The organism is Longimicrobium sp. (assembly GCA_036389795.1).
Lineage (GTDB): Bacteria > Gemmatimonadota > Gemmatimonadetes > Longimicrobiales > Longimicrobiaceae > Longimicrobium.
In genome coordinates this window covers 1-19,344 of sequence record DASVWD010000070.1, presented here as the reverse complement: position 1 = coordinate 19,344, position 19,344 = coordinate 1, and the positions used below count along the sequence as shown (strand labels likewise).

Annotated in this window: 17 protein-coding genes; 16 read left to right on the top strand and 1 reads right to left on the bottom strand. The window is 70.5% G+C overall.

Going from position 1 to position 19,344, the window contains the following annotated elements; translation table 11 throughout:
* Nucleotides 1-91 precede the first annotated feature (91 nt).
* The 5 genes from VF746_08575 (at nt 92) to VF746_08555 (ending at nt 5,106) form a co-directional block, all read left to right on the top strand.
* Nucleotides 92-691: a nucleotidyltransferase domain-containing protein gene (locus VF746_08575; GenBank protein HEX8692458.1), complete on the top strand. Its 600-nt coding sequence runs from the start codon at nt 92-94 to the stop codon at nt 689-691.
* Nucleotides 688-1,155, top strand: coding sequence for a hypothetical protein (locus VF746_08570; protein ID HEX8692457.1), 468 nt, complete (start codon nt 688-690; stop codon nt 1,153-1,155). Before VF746_08575 ends, VF746_08570 begins: the two co-directional genes overlap by 4 nt.
* A gap of 160 nt (nt 1,156-1,315) precedes the next feature.
* Complete coding sequence (locus VF746_08565; GenBank protein ID HEX8692456.1) at nt 1,316-2,896, top strand: FAD-dependent oxidoreductase; 1,581 nt, start codon at nt 1,316-1,318, stop codon at nt 2,894-2,896.
* Nucleotides 2,897-3,118: 222 nt separating this feature from the next.
* Complete coding sequence (folE, locus tag VF746_08560; GenBank protein HEX8692455.1) at nt 3,119-3,670, top strand: GTP cyclohydrolase I FolE; 552 nt, start codon at nt 3,119-3,121, stop codon at nt 3,668-3,670.
* 260 nt (nt 3,671-3,930) lie between these two features.
* Nucleotides 3,931-5,106: a c-type cytochrome gene (locus VF746_08555; GenBank protein ID HEX8692454.1), complete on the top strand. Its 1,176-nt coding sequence runs from the start codon at nt 3,931-3,933 to the stop codon at nt 5,104-5,106.
* Between the two features lie 367 nt (nt 5,107-5,473).
* Here VF746_08555 and VF746_08550 read toward each other — a convergent pair whose 3' ends face one another.
* Complete coding sequence (locus tag VF746_08550) at nt 5,474-6,325, bottom strand: hypothetical protein (GenBank protein ID HEX8692453.1); 852 nt, start codon at nt 6,323-6,325, stop codon at nt 5,474-5,476.
* Nucleotides 6,326-6,591: 266 nt separating this feature from the next.
* Here VF746_08550 and VF746_08545 point away from each other — a divergent pair, with 266 nt between their 5' ends.
* The 11 genes from VF746_08545 (at nt 6,592) to VF746_08495 (ending at nt 19,300) form a co-directional block, all read left to right on the top strand.
* Nucleotides 6,592-7,215 carry a superoxide dismutase gene (locus VF746_08545; GenBank protein ID HEX8692452.1) on the top strand — a complete coding sequence of 208 codons (624 nt, stop codon included), beginning with the start codon at nt 6,592-6,594 and terminating at the stop codon, nt 7,213-7,215.
* A gap of 247 nt (nt 7,216-7,462) precedes the next feature.
* On the top strand, nt 7,463-7,936 hold the full coding sequence (locus VF746_08540; GenBank protein ID HEX8692451.1) for a VOC family protein: 474 nt from the start codon (nt 7,463-7,465) through the stop codon (nt 7,934-7,936).
* Nucleotides 7,937-8,087: 151 nt separating this feature from the next.
* Nucleotides 8,088-9,017 carry a signal recognition particle-docking protein FtsY gene (gene ftsY, locus VF746_08535; protein HEX8692450.1) on the top strand — a complete coding sequence of 310 codons (930 nt, stop codon included), beginning with the start codon at nt 8,088-8,090 and terminating at the stop codon, nt 9,015-9,017.
* A 331-nt stretch (nt 9,018-9,348) separates the two neighbouring features.
* Entirely contained in the window at nt 9,349-11,451 is a 2,103-nt protein-coding gene (gene recG, locus VF746_08530) for an ATP-dependent DNA helicase RecG (GenBank protein HEX8692449.1), read from the top strand.
* Nucleotides 11,452-12,336: 885 nt separating this feature from the next.
* Nucleotides 12,337-13,449, top strand: coding sequence for a radical SAM protein (locus tag VF746_08525; GenBank protein ID HEX8692448.1), 1,113 nt, complete (start codon nt 12,337-12,339; stop codon nt 13,447-13,449).
* Between the two features lie 15 nt (nt 13,450-13,464).
* On the top strand, nt 13,465-14,253 hold the full coding sequence (locus tag VF746_08520; GenBank protein ID HEX8692447.1) for a SprT-like domain-containing protein: 789 nt from the start codon (nt 13,465-13,467) through the stop codon (nt 14,251-14,253).
* A gap of 222 nt (nt 14,254-14,475) precedes the next feature.
* On the top strand, nt 14,476-14,865 hold the full coding sequence (locus tag VF746_08515) for a hypothetical protein (GenBank protein HEX8692446.1): 390 nt from the start codon (nt 14,476-14,478) through the stop codon (nt 14,863-14,865).
* A gap of 110 nt (nt 14,866-14,975) precedes the next feature.
* A complete protein-coding gene (locus VF746_08510; protein HEX8692445.1) occupies nt 14,976-15,350 on the top strand; it encodes a DUF2442 domain-containing protein in 375 nt (124 codons plus the stop codon).
* A gap of 200 nt (nt 15,351-15,550) precedes the next feature.
* On the top strand, nt 15,551-16,900 hold the full coding sequence (locus VF746_08505; GenBank protein HEX8692444.1) for a glycine--tRNA ligase: 1,350 nt from the start codon (nt 15,551-15,553) through the stop codon (nt 16,898-16,900).
* Nucleotides 16,901-17,125: 225 nt separating this feature from the next.
* Nucleotides 17,126-18,367: a hypothetical protein gene (locus tag VF746_08500; protein ID HEX8692443.1), complete on the top strand. Its 1,242-nt coding sequence runs from the start codon at nt 17,126-17,128 to the stop codon at nt 18,365-18,367.
* Nucleotides 18,368-18,658: 291 nt separating this feature from the next.
* A complete protein-coding gene (locus VF746_08495; GenBank protein ID HEX8692442.1) occupies nt 18,659-19,300 on the top strand; it encodes an ATP-dependent Clp protease proteolytic subunit in 642 nt (213 codons plus the stop codon).
* Nucleotides 19,301-19,344: the final 44 nt, after the last annotated feature.

Genomic DNA, 19,344 nt, shown 5'->3' with positions numbered 1-19,344 from the left:
GTCGAGGGAGAAAAGGGGCTGGGAGGCTGGCTGAGATCGAGACTTGCCCCGGGTTGGTCTTGCCCTATTTTGTAGGGCGAGGAGGTGGAGCATGGATCAACTGACCGGCCTGCTGGGCTCCGAAGTGCGAGCGAAGCTCGTGGTCCATTTCGTCGTGCACCCGGAGTCGCGGCTCGGCACGCGCTCCCTCGCTCGCCACATCGGCGTGCCGGGGAAGAGGTCGCTCCAGATCGAGCTCGACCGGCTGGTGGAGCTGGGGCTGCTGGAACGCCGGCGCGAGGGGCGGGAGGTGCTCGTCTCGCGCAACTGGGACCATCCTCAATGGAAGGCCCTCACTTCCCTCGTGCAGGAGTACGCGCCTACCCTGGTTCTGCAGGACGCGCTGGCCGACGTTCCCGGGCTGAAGGCGGCGTTCATCTTCGGTTCGTTCGCGCGCGGCGACGCACGGCCGGACAGTGACATCGACCTGTTCCTGTACGGGGACGACATTCCCGATCGGGAGTTGGGCAAGGCGATACTTGAAGCGGCGGTCGTTCTTGACCGCCCTCTGGACGCGAAGTGGTACGATTCGCAGAAGTTCCGACGCGATGCACAGCCCGGAGCCAGCTTCCTGCCGCGGGCTTTACAGGGCCCCAAGCTCTGGCTCGCGGGTTCTCCCGCGGATCTCCCTGACACTGCCGCAGCGGCGTGAACAAGCGCATCCAAAACCTCCTTGACCTGGGACATCTGGTGCACGATGCGGCACCGGACGAAGAAATCGTGGGCCTCTGGGGGCACGCGCTTGAAGCGTACGATGATATGTGTCTCGCGAACCGCGCGCCCGCTCGCCGCCTTCTGTCGGCGTACGATGCGGGACGGGTGGCGGCCCTGGCTGTCGTGAGGGCGGCTAACCTGCGCGTGCGGGCGCGTAACCACCATGAGATGACGTTCACCGCGGCGGGATTCTTGGCGGGCGAGGAGGTTGCGGACCTCGTGCAGAAGTTTCAAAAGCTGCGGCTGCAGCGCATCGAGATGGAGTACGGGTGGAAGGAAAAGGCTTCGCCCGATGACGTGGAGCGGGCGATTTCCAAATTGCGCCTCCTCCTCGCCCACGCAGTCCGCTCGATTGGCGAGCAGCGGCCCGCACTCCAGGGCACGATCGAGCCGCCCGCGTAGCCAACTCGATCCGCGCAGGCTCCATCACGGTCACGCTGCCGAGACCGTGGACAGTCGGCGCGGAGTGTTTGTCAATTAAAGTGTTGACAAACTGTGGTAACGGAAGTACTCTGTCTCGGCGGCGGTTTTTCCGATCACCGGGTGACGAGGAGGAGCGACGATGGGCGGCGGGCAGCAGGAGCTCACGGGGCCGGACCTCACGCGGGGCGTCCCGCTGGACGACCTGGAAGACGGCGGGATGCTGCAGGGGCACGCCCTGGGCGAGCCGGTGCTGGTGGCGCGGCGGGGGACGGAGCTGTTCGCCATCGACGCGCTCTGCACGCACTACGGGTACGCGCTGGTGGACGGCATCCTGGTGGGCGACACCGTGCGCTGCCCCGGCCACCACGCCTGCTTCGACCTGCGCACGGGCGAGGCGGTGCGCGCCCCCGCGCTGCGCCCGGCCTCGTGCTGGGAGGTGGAGCTGCGCGAGGGGCGCGTCTTCGTCACCGCGAAGCGCGGGGCGGGCAACCCCGTCCCCGCCTCGGTCCCGCCCGAGCCCCCGCGCTCGGTCGTGATCGTCGGCGCGGGCGCGGCGGGGAGCGCGGCAGCCGAGATGCTGCGCCGCGAGGGCTATCAGGGCCCCGTCACCCTGGTCGACGCGGGCGAGGACGCGCCGTACGACCGGCCCAACCTGTCGAAGGACTACCTGGCGGGGACGGCGCCCGAGGAGTGGATCCCCCTCTGGCCGCGCGAGTGGTACGACGAGCAGCGGATCGACCTGGTGCTGGGCTCGCGCGTGGGCCGCATCGAGGTGGAGGAGAAGCGCGTGCGGCTGGTGAACGGCAGGACAATCGAGTACGGCGCGCTCCTGCTGGCCACCGGCTCCGAGCCCGTGCGCCTGCCGGTGGTCACCCGCGGCCTGGCGCACGTGCACTACCTGCGCACCCTGGCCGACAGCCGCGCCATCATCCGCGCCGCCGAGGGCGCCCGGCGCGCGGTGGTGGTGGGCTCCAGCTTCATCGGGCTGGAGGTGGCGGCGTCGCTCCGGGCGCGGGGGATCGAGGTGGACGTCGTGTCGCACGAGGAGGAGCCGCTGGGCCACATCATGGGCCCCGAGGTCGGCCGCTTCGTCCGCGCGCTGCACGAGGAGCACGGCGTGCGCTTCCACCTGCGCGAGTCGGTGGCCGGGGTCGACGAGAAGACGGTGGCGCTCAAGGGCGGCGGCGCGCTCGAGGCCGACCTGGTGGTGGTGGGGATCGGCGTGCGCCCGGGCGTGGCGCTGGCGACGTGGGCGGGGCTGGCGGTGGAGAACGGCGTGGTGGTCGACGAGTACCTGCGCACCAGCGCGCCGGGGGTCTGGGCCGCGGGCGACGTGTGCCGCTGGCCGGACCCGTGGACGGGGCAGCGCATCCGCTCCGAGCACTGGGTGGTGGGCCAGCGCCAGGGGCAGACCGCCGCGCGCAACATGCTGGGGCGCAAGGAGAAGTTCGCGGCCGCCCCCTTCTTCTGGAGCGTGCACTACGACGTGGTGATCAACTACGTGGGTCACGCCGAGAAGTGGGACGCCATCGAGGTGGACGGCAGCCTGGAGGCGCGCGACTGCACCGTCACCTATCGCTCGGGGGGAAAGCCGCACGCCGTCGCCACCGTCTCGCGCGACCGCGCCTCGCTGCGCGCCGAGGACGCGATCGAGCGCGGCGACCTGGCGGCGCTGGAGGCCGTGGTTTCGCCCCGGCTCGGGGCGGCGGCGGGAGCATAAGTCCTTTAGTCCTTAGTGTTTTAGTCCTTAGTAACGGCGGATCGTCCGCCGGAGGAGGCGCACTAAAACACTAAGGACTAAGCACTAAGGACTCAGCACTTGGCACTTGGCACTTAGCACTTAGCACTTCAACCCAGGATCCCGATGATCTTCTCCAACACGCCCCTGGCGGAACGGACGGACGAGGTACACGAGCGCCGGCTCTTCGACACAGACCTGGAGATGCGCGTGCTGGTGCGCCGGCAGCTGGAGCTGCTGGGCGAAGACCCGGAGCGCGACGGCCTGCTGCGCACCCCCGAGCGGGTGGCGAAGTCGCTGGCGTGGCTCACGGGCGGGTACGCCATGGACGTGGCCGACGTGGTGGGCGGGGGCGTCTTCGAGGAGGCGCACGACTCGATGGTGATGGTGCGCGACGTGGAGATGTACTCCCTCTGCGAGCACCACCTCCTCCCGTTCTTCGGGAAGGTGCACGTGGCCTACGTCCCCGACGGGCGGATCGTCGGCCTCTCCAAGCTGCCGCGCATCGTGGACGTCTTCGCGCGCCGCCTCCAGGTGCAGGAGCGCCTCACCGAGCAGATCGCCGACGCCATCGAGGAGGTGCTGCGGCCGCGCGGCGTGGGCGTGGTGATCGAGGCCGCGCACCTGTGCATGATGATGCGAGGCGTCGAGAAGCAGAACTCGAAGACGCTCACCAGCGCGCTCCGCGGCGTGTTCCGCGACGACCCGCGCACCCGCGACGAGTTCCTGCGCCTGGCCCACGGCACGCGCCGGTAGACGACTTACCCGGCCGGGCGGAGGCGGCGGAAAGCCGGAGCGGCCATGGCCGCGGAGGGCGCGTGTCTTGCATATGTCAATAAAGACATTGACATAGTGTAGAAATAGTCGGGCAGCGGCGGCACGTCCGTGCCGCCGCCGGGGCGCGCCGCGGCCGGCGTGGCGCCCGCGCTCTCGTACCGCTTGCCACGCCTGCACGTGTGGCCGGGCTCGCCGGCCGGGGGGTTCTCATGCGGGTCTCAGGCTTTCGTCCGCTCGTGATGGCCGCCGCGTCGGCGGCGCTGGCCGTGGCCGCGGCGTGCAGCGCGCGGGACATCCTCCAGCCGGGCTCCGATGCGGCGGCCGCGAAGGCGGGCGTGGACATCCGGGCCGTGGCGGAAGGCCGGCAGGTCTTCCGCTTCGACGACTTCGGCGACTGGCGGTTCTGGACCGACACGCTCCGCCTGAACGACCTGGTGGAGACGGTGCCGCCGCGGCTGGCGCTCCAGCTCGGGCTCAAGGTCGACGTCGACGCCGTGCCGCCCGACGTCCTCGCCGCCGTCCTCGCGAACCCGGCGCTGCTGGACGACCCCGCGGTCACCCGCTCCCTGCTGCAGCTCGACGCGGTCGTCGGGGTGAGGGCGCAGGTCTCGGGCGACCAGGTCACGCGCATCGGCATCACCTGCGCGCTCTGCCACTCCAGCGTCGACAACTCGGCCGCGCCGGGGATCGGGCACCGGCTCGACGGGTGGCCGAACCGCGACCTGGCGGTGGGCACCATCGTCTCGCTCACGCCGGGGCTCCCCGACGCGCTGCGGCCGACGTACGCCTCGTGGCCCGCCGGCTTCTACGACGCGCGCTTCAACTTCGACGGCATCAGCGACCCGACGCTCATCCCGCCCGCCTACGGCCTGGCCGGCGTGGGGCTGGAGACGTACACGGGCGAGGGGCCGATCTCGTACTGGAACGCCTACGTGGCGGTCACGCAGATGCACGGGAAGGGCTCCTTCTCCGACCCGCGGCTGGGCGTCAGCATCGTGGTGCCGCCGCAGGAAGACCAGGTGAAGGGCAAGCTCCCGGCGCTGCGCGCCTACCAGCACGCGCTCGAGGCGCCCGCGCCGCCGGCCGGCAGCTTCGACCCGGCGGCCGCGGCGCGCGGCAGGGTGGTGTTCGCGGGGCGCGCCCGCTGCGCCTCGTGCCACTCCGGGCCGAACTTCACCGACGGGAACCTGCACGCGCCCGCGGAGACGGGGATGGACCCCACGCACGCCGAGCGGAGCACCACCAAGCAGTACCGCGCCACGCCGCTGCGGGGGCTGTGGCACCGCCCGCCCTACTTCCACGACGGGAGCGCGGCCACCCTGCAGGGCGTGGTGAACCACTACGACGGCTATCTCGGCCTGGGGCTCACCGCGGCCCAGAAGGCGGACCTGGTCGAGTACCTGAAGTCGCTCTAATTAGCCGCTGGCGCCTGGAATGGAACGGCCCCGGCCCGCACATCCACGGGCCGGGGCCGTTCTGCATCGGATCCACTCGTATCGGGGTGAATATTCAGCGCGCAGTTTACATCAGGAAAAACGGTGTCATCCTGAGGGAGCGTCCGCACGGAAGTTATTTCCGCACCAGAGGTTGGACGCGACCGAAGGATCTACTCCCCGTGTCTGGTGGCCGGCGATCGTGCGCAGAAGCCGGCCTCGCGCGGGGGTGAGTAGATCCTTCGGTCGCCGCCGGACATCGGTGTGGGGGCAAGTCCGCCGCAGCGGCTCCCTCAGGATGACCATCTCTTCGCACGATCGGTCTCGGAATCTGACCCGCAGATCGGCATTACTCGGGGACTGGCGGCGGCCGGGAGGAATCGACTTCCTCCGCCAGGAGGGGAGCGGGCACCGGCGCCTCCGCGCGCAGGCGGGCGAAGTTCCGCTGCAGCTCGCGGAAGGCGTCGGGCTGCACGCTCAGCTTTCCCCAGAGCGGGTGGTCCATCGCCACCAGCAGGAAGAGCATCAGCCCGAACATCGCGCCCATCATCCCCGTGAGCAGCAGCTGCGTCCGCACGCGGTCCATGTGGAAGAAGCAGGCGAAGCCGAGCGTGATGACGCCGCCCACCAGGATCACCATCCAGGTGACGGCGCCGATCCCCTGCTCGCCCAGGAAGAGCCGCACCCCGCGCGCGTCGAGCAGCTCGTCCAGCGCCTCCAGCAGCTCGGGGTGGATGCGCTCTTCGGCCGGCGTGGTGGGCTGGAAGGTGTGGATCTCCCGCGCCAGCTCGTCCACCGTCCGCCAGGTTGCCGCGCTCGTCTCGCCGTGCCGGCTGGCGGGCCACTCGTCGCGAATCACGCTGTCCACGTACCCGCTCAGGTCCTCCATCAGGTGCGCGCGCGGCGCGGGCTGGACCGCGTCCAGGGCGCGGAACATGTCGTCGGCGGCGTTGGCCTCGGTGAGCACCGCCGCCTCCACCTCGCCGTAGTCCTCCTGCACCGCCACCACCATCAGCGCCAGCGCCACCGCGTACAGCACGCCGATGAAGGCGTGGAGCGCCGCCGCGGGCCCGTTGTCGTCGCGCGTCATCGTCCACCCCAGGCGGCGGACGAGGAGCACGCCCGCCGCCGCGAGCGCCACCCCGCAGCCGATGAACATCGCGCACAGCAGCCAGAGCGGAAGGTCGTAGAGCCAGTGCATGGGACCGGAGAGGAGGATCGGGGAAATCGGGCGGAAGATGGAGCGGCCAACATTCTATGCGTCCGCGCCTCCGTGCGCACGATTTTCTTCTTCCCTCCCCGCCCGGTGTGGCGAAACATTTGTAGTACCGTACATTCCCGGCGCAGCCGCATTCCCGGGCGGCGCTCGCCGTGCCGGGGGCGCGACTTTCTCCGCCCGCCGCCGTCCTTTCGAGGCGCGGCGGGACGGACGGAATCGATGGACCATCACCCGGATGGAGGTGCCAGATGCCGTTCACGCTTCCCGACCTGCCCTACCCGTTCGACGCGCTCGAGCCGCACATCGACGCGCGGACGATGGAGATCCACCACGACCGGCACCACAAGACGTACGTCGACAACCTGAACGCCGCGCTGGAGAAGCACCCCGAGTTCGACGCCGGCGGCGACGTCGACGAGCTCATGCGCCGCATCAACGAGGTCCCCGAGGACATCCGCACCGCGGTGCGCAACAACGGCGGCGGCCACGCCAACCACTCGCTCTTCTGGACCATCATGAAGCGGGACGGCGGCGGCGAGCCCTCGGGCCGCCTGGCCGAGGCGATCGAGCGCGACCTGGGCGGCTATGCGCAGCTCAGGCAGCAGCTCGTCGACGCCGGCAAGGCGCGCTTCGGCAGCGGCTGGGCGTGGCTGGTCGTCGGCGGCGACGGGCGGCTGCAGGTGACCCACACCGCCAACCAGGACTCGCCGCTGATGGAGGGGAACACCCCGATCCTGGGGATCGACGTGTGGGAGCACGCCTACTACCTCAAGTACCAGAACAAGCGCCCCGACTACCTGGACGCCTGGTTCAACACTGTGAACTGGGACGAGGTGGCCGCCCGCTACCAGCGCGCCGCAGGCGGAAGCTGAAGCGCGATCTCCGTCCGCACGACGGCTCGCCCCCGCCCGGTCCGCCGGGCGGGGGCGAGTCGCATCGCGGGCCGGCGGGGCGTGCGCGCCGGGCGAAAAGCGGGTTCGCCTGGATGTCGAAATCCGACCGGGCCGTTCGTCGTCCCGGTGGGAGCCTGGACGCGAACGTTCGCTCCCGCCGGACGTCGTCCGCCCCGGACGCCGTTCACGGGAGAGCCCGGTCCACCAGATTGAGGAGAGTGCCGCCATGCCCAGGATCACGCCGTTCCTGTGGTTCGACAACCAGGCCGAGGAGGCCGCGAGCTTCTACTGCTCGATCTTCCCCAACTCGCGGATCGTGAAGGTCGCGCGCTACGGCGAGGCGGGGCCCGGGCCGAAGGGGAGCGTGATGACCGTGGAGCTCGAGCTCGACGGGCAGCCGTTCATCGCGCTGAACGGCGGGCCGCACTTCACGTTCACCGAGGCGGTCTCGTTCTCCGTGGAGTGCAAGTCTCAGGAGGAGGTGGACCGGTACTGGGCGGCGCTCGCCGACGGCGGCGAGGAGGGGCCGTGCGGCTGGCTCAAGGACCGGTACGGCCTGTCGTGGCAGGTCAACCCCACCGCCCTGGGCGAGATGCTGGCCGACCCCGACCCCGAGAAGTCGAAGCGGGTCATGGAGGCCATGCTCCAGATGAAGAAGATCGACATCCCGACGCTGGAGCGCGCCTACGAGCAGGGCTGAGCCGGCGCCTGCCCGGCCGGGCGGGGCGACGTGTTTCCGCCCGACGGTGCAGGCGCGCCGCCCACGTTGTACATTGGTCCGCCGCCCGACACGCAGGCGTCCGGGCGGCGGATCGTGATTTCTGAGGATCGACAGCTGCCGAGGAAGATAGATGGCGCGCCTGTTCCGCCGGAAGGAAGAAGGGAAGAAGTCGCTCTGGGACCGCATCGTCGACGTGGCGCTCACCGACGTGTCGGTGCTGGTCAAGGGGATGGACGAAGGCTCGCTGGAGCGGCTGGAGGAGACGCTGATCGCCGCCGACTTCGGCGTGCCCGCCACGCTGAAGCTGGTGGGCGCGGTGGAGACGCTGGCCCAGCGCGGGGTGGCGAAGACCCAGCGCGACTACTTGCGCGGCGTGCGCGAGGAGATCGAGGCCATCCTGCGCGCCGGCCGCTCCGACACCGCGCTCCGCTTCAACTTCGACGAGGGGCCCACGGTCTACCTGATCGTCGGCGTCAACGGGGTGGGGAAGACCACCACCATCGCCAAGCTGGCGCACCGGCTCAAGAAGCAGGGCCGCACCGTGCTGCTGGCCGCCGGCGACACCTTCCGCGCGGGCGCCATCGAGCAGCTCAAGCGCTGGGCCGAGCGCGTGGGCGTCGACTTCGTGGGGAGCGAGCCGGGGCGCGACCCGGCCGCCGTGGCCTTCGACGCCGTGGAGCAGGCGCAGCAGCGCGGGATCGACGTGGTGATCGTGGACACCGCCGGCCGGCTGCACACCCAGGGCGACCTGATGAAGGAGCTGGAGAAGATGCACCGGGTGATCGGCAAGCGGCAGGACGGCGCCCCGCACGAGACGCTGATCGTCCTCGACGCCACCGTGGGCCAGAACGGGATGGCGCAGGTGCGCACCTTCCTGCAGACGCTGCCGCTGTCCGGGATCATCCTCACCAAGCTGGACGGCACCGCGAAGGGCGGGATCATCGTGGCCCTCAAGGAGGAGTTCGACCTCCCCGTGAAGTTCGTCGGCGTGGGCGAGAAGATGGACGACCTCCTCCCCTTCGAGGTCGGCGCCTTCGCCGAGGAAGTGCTGACGGTGTGAGGCGGGTCCACTGGGGACCAATCGCGCAACAGAAAACGGTGTCATCCTGAGGGCGCTGCTCCGGACTCGCGGAATGAACGGGAGCTGGGCGCCCGAAGGATCTATGGCCAGCCCTGCGCGGAAGCCCGGCTTCGTCGCGGGGGCCGCCCATAGATCCTTCGGGAGCGCCAACCATCGGTGTGGACGCGGGTTGCGGCCGGGCGCTCCCTCAGGATGACAGCGTTTTGGGTGGCGGGAGACAAACTGGTGCCCGCGAACCCATCTCCGTCTCGGTGGTAATCCTCACGTCGAACTCCTCGACCCGACGTTCCGACGCCGATAGAGCCCACGCTTGCCGTACCCCGAGCCGTCCCGCTTCCACGCCGTTTCCGAGCTCGACCGCCCGGTGCAGTTCCTCAAGGGCGTGGGGCCCGGCCGCGCGCCGCTGCTCCAGAAGCTGGGGCTGCTCACCGCGCGCGACGTGCTCTACCACGCCCCGCACCGCTACGAGGACGCCTCCACCATCACCCGCATCGCCGACCTGGCGCCGGGGATGGACGCCACCATCATCGGCCGCGTCGTCTCCCGCGGCGTGCTGCCCACGCGCCGGGGGCTGCGCATCTTCCAGGCGGTGGTGAAAGACTCCACGGGGATGATCGAGTGCGCCTGGCCGGGCCAGCCGTACCTGGAGCGCGTCGTCAACAAGGGCGATCTCCTCCTGCTGTCCGGCCCCGTGCGCTTCTACCACGGGCGCCAGATGCAGCCGCGCGAGTTCACCGTGATCGCCGGCGAGGGCGAGACGGCCAGCGAGGAGGGCGGCGCCATCTTCCCCGTCTATCCCGCCACGGAGGGGCTCACCCACCGGCAGGTCCGCAAGCTGATCCACGACAACCTGGACGACCTCCTGCGCCGGGTGCGGCAGGAAGACGACGTGCTCCCGGCGGACGTCCGCGAGCGCGCCGAGGTGGTCCCCCTGGCGAAGGCGCTGGAGGCGATCCACCGCCCCGCGTCGCTGGACGAGGCGGAGCTGGGGCGGCGGCGGCTGGCGTACGAGGAGCTCTTCTTCCTCCAGCTCCTGCACGCCCGCGCCCGCCACCGCGCCGTGATGGAGCGCCCGGGGATCGCCTTCGAGCGCAAGGACTTCCTGGTGAAGCCCTTCCACAAGCGCCTCCCCTTCACGCTGACCGAGGCGCAGAAGAAGGTGCTGCGGGAGATCGGCGAGGACATGACGGCGCCCCGGCGCATGAACCGGCTCCTGCAGGGCGACGTGGGCTCGGGGAAGACGGTGGTGGCGCTCTTCGCCATGCTGCGCGCGGTGGAGAACGGCTGGCAGGCGGCGCTGATGGCCCCCACCGAGATCCTGGCCGAGCAGCACGCCCGCACCCTGGTGGGCCTGCTGGAGGGGCTCCCCGTGGGCGTCACCCTCCTCACCGGGCGGATGGGGGCGAAGCAGCGGCGGGAAGCAGGGTATCGGCTGGCGTCCGGCGGCGCGGGGATCGCCGTGGGCACCCACGCGCTGATCCAGGAGGGCGTCGAGTTCGACCGGCTGGGCCTGGTGGTGGTCGACGAGCAGCACCGCTTCGGGGTGAAGCAGCGCCTGGCGCTGGCGGAGATGGGCACCAGCGCCGACATGCTGGTGATGAGCGCCACGCCGATCCCCCGCTCGCTGGCGCTCACCCTTTACGGCGACCTGGACGTCTCGGTGCTGGACGAGCGCCCGCCGGGGCGCAAGCCGGTGCGCACGGCGCTGCGCTTCCCCTCGTCGGTGCCCAAGGTGATGGAGTTCGTGCGCGAGCAGGTGGAGGCCGGGCGGCAGGCGTACTTCGTCTATCCGCTGGTGGAGGAGTCGGAGAAGGTCGACCTGAAGAACGCCACGCAGGAGTACGAGCGGCTGAAGACGAAAGTCTTCCCCGACCTGCGCGTGGCGCTGATCCACGGCCAGATGCCGGGCGACGAGAAGGACCGGGTGATGCGCGCCTTCGCCGCCGGCGAGGTGGACGTGCTGGTCTCCACCACGGTGATCGAGGTGGGGATCGACGTCCCCAACGCCACGGTGATGGTGGTGGAGCACGCCGAGCGCTTCGGCCTCTCGCAGCTGCACCAGCTGCGCGGCCGGGTGGGGCGCGGCGCCGAGGAGAGCTACTGCGTCCTGCTGGCGACGGGGAACGAGGCGCGGGAGCGGCTGAAGTACTTCGCCTCGACCGAGGACGGGTTCAAGATCGCCGAGTACGACATGCGCATCCGGGGCTACGGCGACCTGTTCGGCGCGCGGCAGACGGGGCTCCCCGACTTCCGCTTCGCCGACCTGGAGAAGGACTTCAACCTGCTGGGCCGCGCCCGCGCCGAGGCCCGCCGCATCGTCGACGCCGACCCCGAGCTGGAGCGCCACCCCATGCTGCGCCGGGTGCTGGAGGAGCGCTACGGCGAGCGCGCCCGCATGTTCCACGTGGGGTGAGGGTCACGACTGCTCGATCTCACAAGGAGACACAGAGGCACCGAAGGCTCCATACCATTTTGTAGATAATCGATCAGGATCGAGAACCGTAACCGAAAAGCCTCACACGGAGTCAACGGAGTAAACGGAGAACCCCGCAGTTCTCCGTTAACTCCGTTTCCTCCGTGTGAGACATTCAGTTATGGATTTCGCTCCCGGACGATCCTCCGCAAGACGGTATCACATGCACACTTCGCACCACGCACTAGAAAATCCGCCGCGCGCGTCGGGCGACGCGCGCGGCGGTCCGGGTAGGACGGTGTGTCGTGGGATCGATGCGTGGCGAGATGATGGTCCTCGCCGAGGGAAAGACTGAAACGGCGGTCTGCATCCGGTACAACCAGAACTCCGGGCATCCGGATCGGACCGCCGGCCGGCGAAAGGCTCCCGGGTCTGCCGCTTGGTGCCCCCACACCTGATCCGGCAGGACCGCGAGCCGTCCCCGGCCGCGCCCCCTCCTCGTGCACCATGCGTTCCCGTTGTGGCCGGTGAGCGTAACTGGTTTGAATTGATATGCTTACGATCTGGCACGGTCCGCGCCCCCGTGTGGTTCGCGCCGCATCTCGCCAGAGCGGTTGCGGAATGCACGACGGGGGAAGTGGTTGCGGCCCAGCCGCTTGCCCGGCCGGCGGAGGTGGGGTTGCGGCTCTCCCTCTCCCGCCCGCTCCTGCGGGCGGGGGAGGGCCGGGGAGGGGGCCACCCCCGGCGGCGTCCGCACCGGAGTCGGCGAGACGTGCCGGAGCCCATCCTGTCCGGCATTCCCCCGATTGACTCAACCCCCTCTCCCGGCGAGATTAAGCACTGGAATTCACAAGCGGCGGAAGCCTTTCAGGCGGGAGGGCCACGGTGCCCGAGATCGACACGGCGGGAGTGGGAGAGCGGCTCGGCGAGATCGCGGCGACGGTGGAGGCGGGCGGCCGCATCTCCACCGAAGACGCCGCCGTCCTCTGGCACCACGGCAGCGACGACCAGCTGAAGCGCCTGGCCGGCCTCGTCCGCGCCCGCTGGCACGCGCCGGACCGCGCCACCTACATGGTGATGCGGATCATCAACTACACCAACGTGTGCGTGGCGCAGTGCGACTACTGCGCCTTCTACGTGCTCCCCAACCAGGCCGGCGGCTACGTGCTCACCCGCGAGGACGTCTTCGCCAAGATCGACGAGCTGCTGGAGGTGGGGGGCGACCTGGTGGCCTTCAACGGCGGCTTCAACCCGAAGCTCCCGCTGCACTACTACGCCGACCTCTTCGCCGCCGTGCGGGAGCGCTACGGCGACCGGGTGGAGTTCTACGCGCTCACCATCGCCGAGTTCATGTTCCTGGCCGACCGCGCCAACCTCTCGTACCACCAGGCGGCGGCGCGGCTCAGGGATGCCGGCGTGCACTGGATCACCGGCGGAGGATCGGAGATCCTCACCGAGGACTTCCGGAAGCGGCACGCCAAGTTCAAGTACACGGTCCGCGAGTACTTCGAGGCCCAGCGCGCCGTGGTCGACGTGGGGATGCGGACCACGGCCACCATGGTGATCGGCTTCGACGAGACGCTCGCGGAGCGGCTCGAGCACCTCGAGCGCACCCGCGACTTCCAGGACGGCTGCCTGCGCGACGGGCTCGGCGGGCTCTTCTCCTTCCTCTGCTGGACGTACAAGCCGTACGGCACCGCGCTGGGGGGGCGGGAGATCAGCCCGCGCGAGTACTGGAGGCACATGGCGCTCTCGCGCATCTTCCTGGACAACGTGAAGCACTTCCGCACCTCGGTGCTCACGCAGAACGAGGACGCCTTCCGCGCGCTGCAGTACGGCGCCGACGACTTCGACCTGCCGATCGAAGACGAGGTGACCCAGAAGGCCGGCGCGCGCATCGACCTGGACCTGGACCGCCTGCTGGCCATCCCGCGGGCGCTGGGGTACCGGGTCGAGTACCGCCACGCCGAGCGCCCGCCCGCGCTCGCCACCGCCTGACCCTGTAGTATCCGCTTGAAGCTCAAGGACATCCTGCTGGACCTGTTCGACTCCGTCCTGGAGCCGAGCCGGCCCGAGCCCCCCCCCGCGCGCCCCGCCGCCCCGCCGCAGCCGGCCGCGCCTGCCCGTCCCCAGGCGAGGCCCGCGCGCGACCCCGGCGTCCGCGACGAGGCCGCCGTGCTGGCGGTGCTGCGCCGCGGGGGGGCCGAGTACCGGCGCGTGGTCTTCACGCGCAACCGCCGCATCATGATCTCGGTGGGGAAGGACCGCGTCTCGCTGCGGATCAACGAGGCCTTCGCCGCCGCGCCCGAGCACGTCCTGCTCGCCGTCGGCGCACTGTACTCGAACGCCCGCGGCCGGAAGAAGCAGCAGGCGCGCGAGACGGTGCGGCGCTTCATCAACGAGATGCCGCGCGTCTCCGTGGAGCCGCGTGGCCCGAAGCGGCGCCCCGTCCACCCGTCCGACCGCGTGCACCTGGAGCGGCTGCAGGCCGAGTTCGACCGCGTCAACCGCCAGAGCTTCGGCGGACGGCTGCCGCGGGTGCCGATCTTCCTGTCGCGGAAGATGCGGCGGAGGAACGGCCACTTCTCGTCGCACCCGCTGGAGATCGTCATCTCCCACCGGCTGTGCACCCACGGCCACCCGGGCGAGGCCGAGCACACCGTCCGCCACGAGATGATCCACCTCTGGCAGTACATCGAGGGCGTCGAGGTGGACCACGGCCCCGCCTTCCGCCGCCTGGCCCACCGCCTGGACGTGCACCCGCGCGCCACCCGCCAGGTGAAGTGGAAGGGACGGGCGTGATGGTCGTTGGCGACTGAAGTCGCAGCAACAACCGCAGGAAGCCTCGCAAACCCCGCGAGGCTTCAACCGCATCCCAGACGCGGTTCTCGCGCGACGCGCCGAGATCTTTCCTCGTCCCGTGATCGCACCCTGCTCGACTGGATTCTACGCCACCGCGCGTGGCTGGACCGGCTGCTCCTGTGGGGCGGCGTCGCGCTCGCCGCCGCGGCCGCCGTCGCGGGGGTGGCGATCGGCGAGAAGCGGTTCCTCACCTTCTACACGGCCCCGCTGCTGCTGGCGGGGCCGCTCTGGCTGCGGCTGCGCCTGCGGCGGATCGAGGCGCTCCCCCGGGCCGCCGTCCTGCTGGACCTGGGCGTCTTCGCGCTGGGGGCCGTCCGCGGGGCGGTCGGGTGGCCGTTCCCGTTCTCCGGCCACATGCTCTTCCTCACCTACGCCCTCGCGGTGACGCCCGAGCGCGGCTTCCGCGTCGCCGCCGCCATTCTCCTGCTCGCCACCACCGTCTTCAAGCTCTGGTTCTGGCGCGACCCGGTGACGTGGGGCTGGGGCCTCGCGCTCGGGCTGGTCGCCGTGCTCCTGTACGCGTGGCTGACCCGTCGGTGGCCGCGAGCGTGACACCGGTGTCGGAGGGCAGGACTGCACGCTCTGGACGGCTGTCGCGCGGATGGGTACATTCTGGTCGCAGGCGCACCAGGCGTGGTTTATCGCACACTGAAGACGCATCCATGGCAGCTGAGTGGGCACCTCCCGCCGATGAAGAGCTCCTCGCCCAGGTGGCCGCCGCGCGGGAGCACGGCCGCCTCGCGGCGGAAGTGGAGCCGCGGGCCGTCAGCGCGCGCTGCGACGCGGCGACGGGGTGGACCATCCTGCAGCTGGCGAACGGGTGCATCTTCGCCTTCCCGCCCGACGTGGACAGCGAGGTCAGCGCCCTCACTCCGGAGCAGCGCGCGCGGGTCCGGGTCTTCCCGGGCGGAAGCGGGCTGTACTGGGAAGGCACGGACGCCACGCTGTCGATCCCCGGGCTCCTGGGCGGCGAGCACCGGCCGTGGCTCGCTCCCGAAGCCGGCGAATCTCCGGCGCCGCGGCGACGCCGGGCCTGAGCAGCCGATCACACGCCGAGAGGAGCCGCCGCGCACCGAAGCGGGCGGCTCCTTCTTCACAGGCGGCGTGGCTCTCGTCCACACCGTATCGCTCTCCCGCGCCGGATTGCCCGTCTTCCTTCGGCCGGCTAATATCCCCCTCCCGTTTCTCCAGCCTCCGGCGCGTGCGGCGCCTTTCATCCGGACGGACCTGACCAGGGATGGCCGACACCGAACTGATGGACAAGCTCGTCTCCCTCGCCAAGCGCAGGGGGTACGTCTTCCAGTCTTCCGAGATCTACGGGGGCACCGGCTCCGTGTGGGACTACGGCCCGCTGGGCGTGGAGCTCAAGCGGAACGTGAAGGAGGCGTGGTGGCGCGCCATGGTCCACGAGCGCGACGACATCGAGGGGCTCGACGCCGCCATCCTCATGCACCCGCGCGTGTGGGAGGCCAGCGGGCACGTGGAGAACTTCACCGACCCGCTGGTGGAGTGCCGCAACTGCCACCGCCGCTTCCGCGTCGACATCCTCCTGGCCGAGACCGGCGCCGCCTCTCTCGACCAGGCGCAGTGCCCCAGCTGCGGCAAGCGGGGCGAGTGGACCGAGCCGCGGCAGTTCAACCTGATGTTCAAGACGTTCATGGGCCCCGTCGAGGAGGACGCGAACGTCGTGTACCTGCGCCCCGAGACCGCGCAGGGCATCTACGTCAACTTCCTGAACGTGCAGCAGAGCGCGCGGCAGAAGATCCCCTTCGGGATCGCGCAGATCGGGAAGGCGTTCCGCAACGAGATCACGCCGGGGAACTTCACCTTCCGGACGCGCGAGTTCGAGCAGATGGAGATGCAGTTCTTCGTGAAGCCCGGCACCGACGGGGCGTTCTTCGACGAGTGGCGCGAGCGGCGGCTGGCCTGGCACCGCGAGGTGATCGGCCTCGCCCCGGAGCGCCTGCGCTACACCCCGCACGAGCAGCTCGCGCACTACGCCAGCGCCGCGGGCGACGTCGAGTTCTTCTTCGGCGGCACCATCGGCGACGAGGGGTGGGGCGAGATCGAGGGCGTGCACAACCGCACCGACTTCGACCTCTCCCGGCACCAGGAGTACTCGGGGAAGCGGCTGGAGTACATCGACCCGGCCGCGGGCGAGCGCTACGTCCCCTACATCATCGAGACCTCGGCCGGCGCCGACCGCGTGACGCTGGCCGTGCTGGCCAACGGCTACCGCGAGGAGGAGGTGGAGGGCGAGACGCGCGTGGTGCTCTCCATCAAGCCGTCGCTGGCGCCGCTCAAGGCCGGCGTCTTCCCGCTGGTGAAGAAGGACGGGATGCCCGAGCGTGCCGTGCAGATCCACGAGGACCTGCGCCGGCGCGGCATCCCCAGCTTCTACGACGAGTCGGGCGCCATCGGCCGGCGCTACCGCCGCCAGGACGAGGCCGGCACGCCGTTCTGCATCACCGTCGACGGCGAGACGATGGAGCAGGGCACCGTCACCGTGCGCGACCGCGACTCGATGGAGCAGGCGCGCATCTCGCAGGACGAGGTCGTGCGCTACCTGGAGGAGCGGGTGCGGTAGGGAAGTGCGAAGTGCGAAGTCCTAAGTGCTTAGTCCTTAGTCCTTAGTTCCATATCGCGATCCAAGAGCGGTTCAGCACTTGGCACTTAGGACTCAGGACTTCCGAGCGCCGCTCCGCCCGTCAGACCGGCCCGCCTTCGGACGTTGGACCTTCGGCCGCCCGCCGCGCGTATACGGCGCGGCGGGCAGCCGGCCCGCGCTCCTGGTCCCGATCCCCATCCGCCGATGCGCGCCTCCGTCCTCTCCCGCACCGCCGTCTTCGCTTCCGCCCTGGCCGCGGCGGCGCTGCCGCCCCGGGCCGCCGCGGGGCAGGCCGCCCAGCCCGCTCAGCCCGCCCGCTTCGAGGTGGTGGGGCGCGGGCCGGTCACGCACACCCGCACCACCGACCTGTGGGTGTTCCGCGGCCGCGACGGGCGCGACTACGCCTACACGGGCACCTTCGGCATCTGCGAGCGCTGCCCGGGGAACCGGCTGTACGTGTGGGACGTGACCGACCCCGCGCGCCCCGCGCTCACCGACTCGGTGGTGGTGGACGCCCGGGCGGTCAACGACGTGGCTGTGAGCGCCGACGCCTCGCTGGCCGTGATCACCCGCGAGGGCGCCCAGAGCCGGCGCAACGGGATCGTGCTGCTGGACCTGGCCGACCCCGCGCACCCGAAGCCCGCGGGCGAGTTCTGGGAGACGCTCACCGGGGGCGCGCACAACGTCTTCCTGGACGGGAAGTACGCCTACGTGGTGGACCAGGGGAGCGCCGAGCTGGCGGTCGTCGACCTCTCCGACCCGGCGGACCCGCGCGAGGTGGGGCGCTGGGGGGTGCCGTATCAGCCCACGCGCTTCCTGCACGACGTGGCCGTGAAGGACGGCTTCGCCTACCTGGCGTACTGGGACGACGGGCTGGTGGTGCTGGACGTGGGCGCCGGCGTCAAGGAGGGGAGCCCCGAGAAGCCGAAGCTGGTGAGCCAGTTCCGCTACCGCACCGAGTGGCGGGGCGAGCGCTACGGCAACACGGCCACCGTCTTCCCCTACACCAGCCGCGCGGGGCGGCGCTACGTGTTCGTGGGCGACCACATCCTGCCGCGGGGCGCCAGCCTGGGGCGGAAGTTCGAGACCGGCGGCTACGTGCACGTGATCGACGTCACCAACCCCGAGATGCCGCAGGAGGTGGCGACGTACGAGCTGCCGAGCTCGGGGGTGCACGCCTTCTGGGTGGAGAACGACACCATGTGGGTGGCCGCGTGGGGCGGGGGGCTGCGCGCGGTGGACGTCTCGGGCGACCTGCGCGGCAGCCTGCGCGGCCGCGAGATCGCCTCGCTGGCGACGGCCGACGAGCACGCCGCCATCCGCGACTTCCCCTTCGCCTGGGCCGCGCGGCCGTACAACGGGCTGGTCTTCGCCACCGACTTCAACTCGGGCCTCTGGATCACCCGCCTGGCGCCCGCCGCCCCGCCGTCCCCGGCTCCCGACTGACCCCCGCCCGTAACCACCAAAGACAACCGCTTGTCTCACGCAGAGTTGGCAGAGAACACATCGCTCGGGCGGGTTTTCCTCTGCTACCTCTGCTACCTCTGCTACCTCTGCTACCCCTGCTTCCTCTGCGTGGGTCTAAGCCGTTCCCACTTTCGCACTTCCGCACTCACGCACTCACGCACTTCCGTCCGGGCACCGAACCTGCTCCGCGCCCGTGGCCGGCGCGCGCTGGCCGGACGCGGCGCCGGCGCTTATTTTCGGGCGTCCAACGGTCCAGAAAGGGGAGCGACAGTGAAGACGGAGCCCATGCACCTCCAGGAAGAAGACGAGCCCGGCCAGGGGCAGGAGAAGGAGCGCGAGACGATCGTGGAGCGCTCGCCGGCCTCGATGACCGACACCATCCGCGACCGGCTGTTCAAGTCGCGCACGCTGATCATCAGCGGCGAGGTGAACCAGCAGCTCGTGGCCAACGTGATGGGGCATCTGCTGGCCATGGCGTCGGCCGCCGACGACCCGATCACCATCTTCATCAACTCGCAGGGCGGCCACGTGGAGTCGGGCGACACCATCCACGACGTGATCCGCTTCATCAAGCCGCGGGTGCGCATGGTGGGGACCGGGTGGGTGGCGAGCGCGGGGGCGCTGATCTACGTGGCGGCGCCGCGCGAGGACCGCTACTGCCTGCCCAACACGCGCTTCCTGCTGCACCAGCCGGCGGGCGGCGTGGGCGGCTCGGCGGCCGACATCGCCATCGAGGCGCAGGAGATCATCCGCATGCGCGAGCGGATCAACCGCATCTTCTCGCGCGAGACGGGGCAGCCGTTCGAGCGCATCGAGACCGACACGCACCGCAACTTCTGGCTCGACGCGGAAGCCGCGAAGGAGTACGGCCTGGTCGGCAAGATCATCCACGGCATCGACGAAGTCGACTGACGCCGGCCGCACGACGAAAACAGCCGCGGGGCCGCCTTGCAGCG